Origin of the sequence: Puniceibacterium antarcticum, assembly GCF_002760615.1 — a bacterium.
GTDB lineage: Bacteria > Pseudomonadota > Alphaproteobacteria > Rhodobacterales > Rhodobacteraceae > Puniceibacterium > Puniceibacterium antarcticum.
Map to the genome: position 1 here is coordinate 59,107 of NZ_AWWI01000040.1, position 6,713 is coordinate 65,819.

The following is a 6,713-nucleotide window of genomic DNA, read 5'->3' on the forward strand; positions in this document are numbered from 1 at the left end:
TGTCGGTTCAGACACCGCCATCGCGGGCGCGGGTCCAGCGGTGCAGCCAGACCGGAGCCAGAGCGACGTTCTCGGCATTGCGCATCACAAGTCGCAGATCCACCTGTTCAACCTTTCCGGGCCGCAACCGAAATGCGACGCGCGTAGGCTTGGCCGCTGCATCATTACTGGCATATGCCCCGGCAGGCAGAGCCAACAGCACTGGCTCTGACAGCTCTGCGCCATCCGTGGCCTTGAGTTCAGGCCAAGCATCTTTGGGAAGATTTTCGAAATCGACCACAAACTGCAACACTTCCTGATCAATCGGATCGATGCCACTGCGTGTCTGCATGATATGCGTGCCTTTTACGGACGCTGGGGCCAGCGTCCAGACAAGATCATAGTCGAAGCGATGCTCTGAACCTTTTTCAAGCGGGTCTTCCGGACGCCAGAACGCGACGATATTGTCCATGAATTCGTCCGCAGTAGGGATCTCAATCAACGTGACGGCGCCTTTGCCCCATTCGCCACGGGGTTCCACCCGGGCAGAGGGTCGATGGTTGTAGTGCGCCTCGGTGTCCTGAAACGCGGCAAAGCTACGGTCGGACTGGTACAGGCCAAAACTGTGCGGATTGCTGTCGCTGAAGGCCGAAGCCTGCACAGTGGCTGGATTGGAGATCGGCCGCCAAAGGGTTTCGCCCACGCCATTTTCCACGACCAGCACGTCACTGTCATGCACAGCCGGGCGGAAATCATCCCCGACAGAAGAGCGTAGAGGCCCCTTGAAATACATCGTAGTCAAAGGTGCAACGCCGATTGTGTCCAGCGTTTCACGTGGGAAAAGCGTGACCGATATTGCCTGACGCGTATCGTCACCCGGGGTTGTCGTCATGTCAATATGCGCAGTCAGCGATGGGCTGTCGATCAGACCTTCGACCCGCACGCTTGCGTCGACGGGGGGATACAGGCGCAGATGGCGAATTTCGGGGAATTCCTCTGCACCCTGACCACCTGTGCCCAGAGCGACAGAGCGCGCGGACAGACCGTAGACCATATCTCGCCCGATGGCGCGGAAATAGCTCGCGCCTTGAATCACGAGGAATTCGTTCATGTCCTCCGGGGAATTCAAGGGGGTACGCAACCGTAGGCCAGAGAAGCCGGCTCCAGGAGAAACGGATGGAATCTCGTCGAAATAACGAAGATCGAACGAGAAGAGATCCGGTGAAAACGCAAAAGGCTCTATTCCGGTGTCGCTGACCAGATCAATGGTCACAGGGGTCTGAAAGAACAACCCGGGAGGCAAAAGATCGACGGCATAGTCCTTGCCCAGTTCCAGCATGGACGCGCGGCCCGGCAGCGGGCGAATGCCGCGATAAGCGTCATAATTCAAATTGGCAAAGGGCGCGGGCAGTTCCCGATCCGGCGCTTCGTAAGGTTGTAGCGCAAGATTTCGGGCGCGCTCCAGCAAACTGACGCCGGACTCCTCAGTGGTTTGCGCCAGACCGCCACGCGCAGTCAACAGGGTTGCGGCGGCGGCTGAGGAGTAAAGAAAACTGCGTCTGTGCATCATATTACCGATCAAGTTTGAATATCCTTTTGATAATCAAGATAGGGCACAAGAAGCGGTGCCGCCAGTAGCGGTCCTGCCACGGGCAGAACAAAAGGCAGCGCAACCGGGTTCATCGCCGCAACCAAAGCCACAAGAGCGGCCCCGGCGAGGGCCTCCAGCATTCCGGAGGGCAGGCTTAGTTGCTGCGCAACCGGGTTTTTCCAACCGCAGTCATGTCCGGTCACGACAGAACTGACAGCCAGCACGTCCCGTATCATCACGATTGGCGCGATCAGTGAGGACATCATCAGTTCGGCCCCCGCTGCGCGCAGCATGATCTTGCGTGCACGCGGACTGCGCGTGGCGCGAAGATTGCGAAGCAAACCGCAAAGCTTGGGCATCAGCAAAAGGGTCGCTACCGCCAGCATTGGCCAAAACGTTGCAATGGGCACCGCCCCTGCTGACAGCAGCACGACCAGAGCAAGCCAGATCGGACCGGCGACATAGCCCATGATCCCCACGGCCATGTGCAGGCGGCTGATCGGGTGCAGCCTGGGCGCCGTGATCAAGCGGCTATGCTGCAGGTTGCCCTGACACCAGCGGCGGTCGCGCTTGTGAAACTCGTTAAGGGTCTGAGGGCCGTCTTCAGCGCTGGCGTGGGTATCGGCATCAATCTCGATCTTCCAGCCTGCGCGGCGCATCAGCGCTGCCTCGACAAAGTCATGGCTGAGGATATCCCCGCCGAACGGCGCCTGCCCGCTGAGCTTAGGCAGATGGCCCGCCTCACGAAAAGCCTTGATCCGGATCAGAGCGTTGTGCCCCCAGTAATTGCCCGCATCCCCGGTCCACAGGGCGAAGCCCTTAAGAAAGGTCGGCCCCATTAGCCGCGACGACAGGCGCTGCAGCTTGCCAAAGCGCGACTTTGCTGGGATCAGGCGCATACCCGCCTGCAAAAGACCCGTCTGAGGTGAACGTTCCATGCGCGCCACCATATTGGCGATTCGCGACGCCCCCATACGACTGTCCGCATCAAGCGTCATCATATAGTCGAAGCAGTCCCCATGAGACCGCAGCCAGTCCGCGATGTTGCCAGGCTTTCGCCCGGTGTTTTCTGTCCGGCGGCGATACTGAATACGTCCAGCATTGATAAGGGGGGCAAACGTCTCTTCCTCGATCCTGATCTTGTCGGCATCGCGCGTGTCAGACAAAACAAACGGTGTGGTTGAGTGATGGATGCCTTTACGTTGCAGATCAGTCGCGAGCTCTGACAGCATGCGCGTGGGGCCAGCCGGAGTTTCACCGCACATCGTCAGCAGCATGGCTGTACGCCCGGTGGGCTGCGAACCGGGCATTGCGCGAAACGGCACCTGTGGGGGGCCATGAGGCCGATCAGCGCTGTGGTGGCTCCCAGCGACAAGCTTGCCGTGGTCAGCGTAATCAGCCCAAAGGTAACACCGCTGACGGCGCTCCAATCCTCGATCTCGACTGCAAAGCCCGTGGCGACAAGCGCTGTGAGGGTAAGTGTCAGCGCCGCCTGAAGCCAGGCGAGGGAATGTGGTGATCCCGGCTGCGGCATAGCAGCAGGGAAGAGATCCGGGCGCGCGATGTAGCGACGCACAGGCGCCGGACGCAGTATGCCCCGGACAGGGGCGAGGGCAGTCCGGTCTTGTGGGGCATTCATGGACATGATGAACCTTCGTGAATTCAGAATGTGAGCTGTGTTGGACCTCGAACGCTCCAATTCATGCTTGGTTGCGCCGCCGCAATGGCGATAGCGCGAAGATAGGCGCGATCTGCCTATTGGGCCGATTCGTATGGGCGAAAAATCGCCACAGAATTAAAATCACTCAAAAAACGCCCGCACTGCAGGGAACCTTTCCGCCGTTTGCTGCGCGTGCGCGCCATCCGCTGCTTGCGGGCTGTGCCGACCTGTGGTTTTTGCCCCCCAGACAAAATGGTCAGGCACGGAAAAATGATAACACAGTGCCGCGGAGCGGCGGCGATGATCGGTCGCGTTACATGGCTGAGATCTGAATGAGGCCGCTTCCACGCCTCAAAGTGCGTAGCCTGCGGATCCTGCAGTTTATGGTCAGCATAGCGCTGCTTGCGATCCTTTGGCGGGCCGTCGGTGGCGGCGATGCACTTGGCAGCCTTGCCGGGGCAGATCCGGTCTGGCTGACGCTCGCCTTAGTGATGCTATCCCTGCAGACGCTGCTGTCGGCCCTGCGCTGGAAAGTAACAGCCAAGGCCTTGGGCCAGCGCTTTACCGTCTGGCAGGCAGTACGGGAATATTATCTTGCACAGTTTATCAACCAGTCCCTGCCCGGCGGCATGGTCGGGGATGCGGGGCGCGCCGTGCGCGCGCGGCATCAGGCGGGATTGCTTCGGGCCTCGCAGGGTGTTGTGTTTGAACGACTGTCTGGTCAGGTGGTCGTCTTTGCAGTGATGACGGTCACCTTTGCCGTGACGGCTCTGGCCCCTGGTGGGCTGAACTGGCCAGTCTGGGTGCGTTCCTTCATAGTGCCGCTGATCATTGTCGGAATGACCGCGCCGCTGGTGTTCTGGCTGGGCGGGATGTTGCCCGGACCACAGCGACGCGCGCTCGACAATCTTTGGGACGCGCTGCACCGCTCGCTTCTGGCACCCAAGGTCTTGGGCTGGCAGGTGTTGCTAGGCTTGGGAACAACAGCCTGCACCCTGTCGGCTTTTGCCTTTTGCGCACGTGCAACCGGGACAGAGTTGTCGCTGGTCGAACTACTGGGGATCGTGCCGCTGATCCTGTTCACAATGCTGATCCCCATTTCTGTTTCTGGCTGGGGCCTGCGCGAAGGCGCGGCTGCGGCCCTGTTCCCGCTTGCAGGCGAAAGCGCGTCTGACGGGCTGGCGGCCAGCATCGCCTTTGGTCTGGTCTTCGTCGTCGCCGTCTTGCCCGGGATGATGCCCCTACTCAAAAACCGCCGGAACAAACGCTGAAAAACACTCATGTCGCAAAAATCGACACCTGTGACGCTTTCAGATCGGACTTACCCACGGATTTGCACGCATGCTGGCTTCATACCCATCATCCAGCAGAGGCGCGCCATGTCCCGGGATCCCCTTCTTCAGCCCTATCAGCTGGGTCACCTGACCCTGAAAAACCGGATCATGACCACGAGCCATGAACCGGCCTATCCCGAAGACGGCATGCCCAAGGACCGCTATCGCGCCTATCATGCCGCCCGCGCCAAGGCCGGCGTGGCGCTGACTATGACTGCCGGATCGGCCGCGGTGTCGCGCAATTCGCCGCCCGTATTCAACAATGTGCTGGCTTACAAGGACGAGGTCGTCCCGTGGATGAAGGCGCTGGCCGATGAGTGCCATGGCCATGGCTGTGCGGTGATGATCCAGCTAACGCATCTGGGCCGCAGAACACAATGGAACAAGGGGGACTGGCTGCCCGTAGTATCCTCCGGCCCCTTGCGTGAACCAGCGCACCGGGCGTTCCCGAAGGTGATCGAGGATTGGGAGATTGATCAGATCATCGAGGATTACGCCGATGCGGCAGAACGAATGCAGGCGGCAGGCCTCGATGGGGTCGAATTTGAATGTTACGGCCATCTCATGGATCAGTTCATGTCGCCGCTAACCAACACCTTGGACGCGCCTTGGGGTGGATCGTTGGACAACCGCGCGCGGTTCGCGCTGGAGGTCTACAAGGCCTGCCGGGCTCGGGTCGGGGACAGGTTCCTTCTGGGCATGCGCTATGCAGCAGACGAGTCAGCCCAGGGTGGAATTGATGCCGAAGAGGGCATCGCCATCGGGCATATGTTCAAGAAGGTAGGCGTCGATTTCCTGAACGTCATCCGGGGGCAGATCCATACGGATGCGGGGCTGACCGACGTAATTCCGGTGCAGGGCATGAAATCCGCGCCACATCTGGATTTTGCCGGCCGGATCAAGGCTGAGGTCGGCCTGCCGACCTTTCACGCTGCGCGCATTCCCGATGTGGCGACGGCGCGGCATGCCATCGCATCGGGGCAGCTCGACATGGTTGGAATGACCCGCGCGCACATGGCCGATCCGCAGGTGGTGCAAAAGATAATTGAGGGGCGCGAGGATGACATCCGCCCCTGCGTCGGCGCGACCTACTGTCTTGACCGGATCTATCAGGCAGGAGATGCGCTTTGCATCCACAACGCCGCGACGGGCCGTGAACTGTCGATGCCACATGATATCCCCGCAGCTTCTGTGCGCAAAAAGGTTGTCATTGTCGGCGCAGGCCCTGCAGGGCTGGAGGCCGCAAGGGTCGCGTCAGAGCGCGGCCACGACGTGACAGTGTTCGAGGCGGCTGCTGATCCCGGCGGGCAAATTCGCCTGACCGCACTAAGCGCCCGACGGCGCGAGATGATCGGGATCGTCGACTGGCGCATGGCGCAGTGCGCAGCTCGGGACGTAACGTTTCACTTCAACACCTATGCAGAAGCGTCAGATATCAAGGCGCTGGCCCCTGACGTTGTGATCATCGCAACGGGTGGGTTACCGAATACCGATGTGCTTGAGGCCGGGAACGAGCTCGTCATCTCGGCCTGGGACATCATCGCCGGTGATGTAAAAGCCGGAGAGTCGGTGCTGTTGTACGACGACGCCGGCGACCATGCGGCGCTGCAAGCGGCTGAGGTGATTGTCAAGGCGGGTGGCCATGTTGAGATCATGACACCCGACCGTAGCTTTGCGCCCGATGTGATGGCGATGAACCTCGTTCCTTACATGCGCAGCCTGCAGAACAAGGATGTACGATTTACCGTCACCTACCGGCTGAAAGCGGTGAAAAAAGACGGCAACCGACTGCAGGCGGTGATTGGCACGGATTATTCGGATCATCGCGAAGAGCGGCATTTCGATCAGGTCGTGGTCAATCATGGAACCCTTCCGCTGGACGATCTATATTTTGCGCTGAAACCACTCTCCAGTAACCTTGGGGCGGTGGATCAGGATGCGCTGATCGCGGGCCGCGTTCAGACTGAACTGCGCAATACCGAAGGGACCTTCCAGCTGTTTCGCATTGGCGATGCCGTGTCTGCACGCAACACCCACGCAGCAATCTATGATGCGCTGCGTCTGATGAAGGATATCTAGCAACTTCTGTGGTTGCCGCCCATTGTGCAAGGGCCTCGGACTTCTGGGCTTGGTGATCGAGTGCGGTCTT

The 6,713-nt window shown here is 60.0% G+C and carries 5 protein-coding genes; 2 read left to right on the forward strand and 3 right to left on the reverse strand.

Features of this window, described 5'->3' with window-relative positions; genetic code table 11:
• Positions 1–7: 7 nt before the first annotated feature.
• Genes P775_RS04415 through P775_RS27480 form a run of 3 tightly spaced genes read right to left on the reverse strand, consistent with a single transcriptional unit; the run spans position 8 to position 3,215 of the window.
• Complete coding sequence (locus P775_RS04415) at positions 8–1,561, reverse strand: OpgD/OpgG family glucan biosynthesis protein (protein WP_245875563.1); 1,554 nt, start codon at positions 1,559–1,561, stop codon at positions 8–10.
• The gene (gene mdoH, locus P775_RS04420) at positions 1,558–2,847 is read right to left on the reverse strand and encodes a glucans biosynthesis glucosyltransferase MdoH (RefSeq protein WP_180287322.1); all 1,290 of its coding nucleotides are present in this window, start codon (positions 2,845–2,847) and stop codon (positions 1,558–1,560) included. The genes P775_RS04415 and mdoH overlap by 4 nt, the downstream gene beginning before the upstream one ends.
• On the reverse strand, positions 2,838–3,215 hold the full coding sequence (locus tag P775_RS27480) for a hypothetical protein (RefSeq protein ID WP_143520802.1): 378 nt from the start codon (positions 3,213–3,215) through the stop codon (positions 2,838–2,840). Before P775_RS27480 ends, mdoH begins: the two co-directional genes overlap by 10 nt.
• 347 nt (positions 3,216–3,562) lie before the next feature.
• Between P775_RS27480 and P775_RS04425 the strand changes: the two genes are divergently transcribed.
• Complete coding sequence (locus P775_RS04425) at positions 3,563–4,501, forward strand: lysylphosphatidylglycerol synthase transmembrane domain-containing protein (protein ID WP_099909821.1); 939 nt, start codon at positions 3,563–3,565, stop codon at positions 4,499–4,501.
• Positions 4,502–4,609: 108 nt separating this feature from the next.
• The gene (locus tag P775_RS04430; protein ID WP_099909822.1) at positions 4,610–6,643 is read left to right on the forward strand and encodes an NADH:flavin oxidoreductase; all 2,034 of its coding nucleotides are present in this window, start codon (positions 4,610–4,612) and stop codon (positions 6,641–6,643) included.
• Positions 6,644–6,713 lie beyond the last annotated feature (70 nt).

Bases quoted from the DNA above. Each gene is read 5' to 3' on its own strand.
- mdoH (WP_180287322.1), bottom strand. From the start codon at position 2,847: ATGCTGCTGACGATGTGCGGTGAAACTCCGGCTGGCCCCACGCGCATG.
- P775_RS27480 (WP_143520802.1), bottom strand. From the start codon at position 3,215: ATGTCCATGAATGCCCCACAAGACCGGACTGCCCTCGCCCCTGTCCGG.
- P775_RS04425 (WP_099909821.1), top strand. From the start codon at position 3,563: ATGAGGCCGCTTCCACGCCTCAAAGTGCGTAGCCTGCGGATCCTGCAG.
- P775_RS04430 (WP_099909822.1), top strand. From the start codon at position 4,610: ATGTCCCGGGATCCCCTTCTTCAGCCCTATCAGCTGGGTCACCTGACC.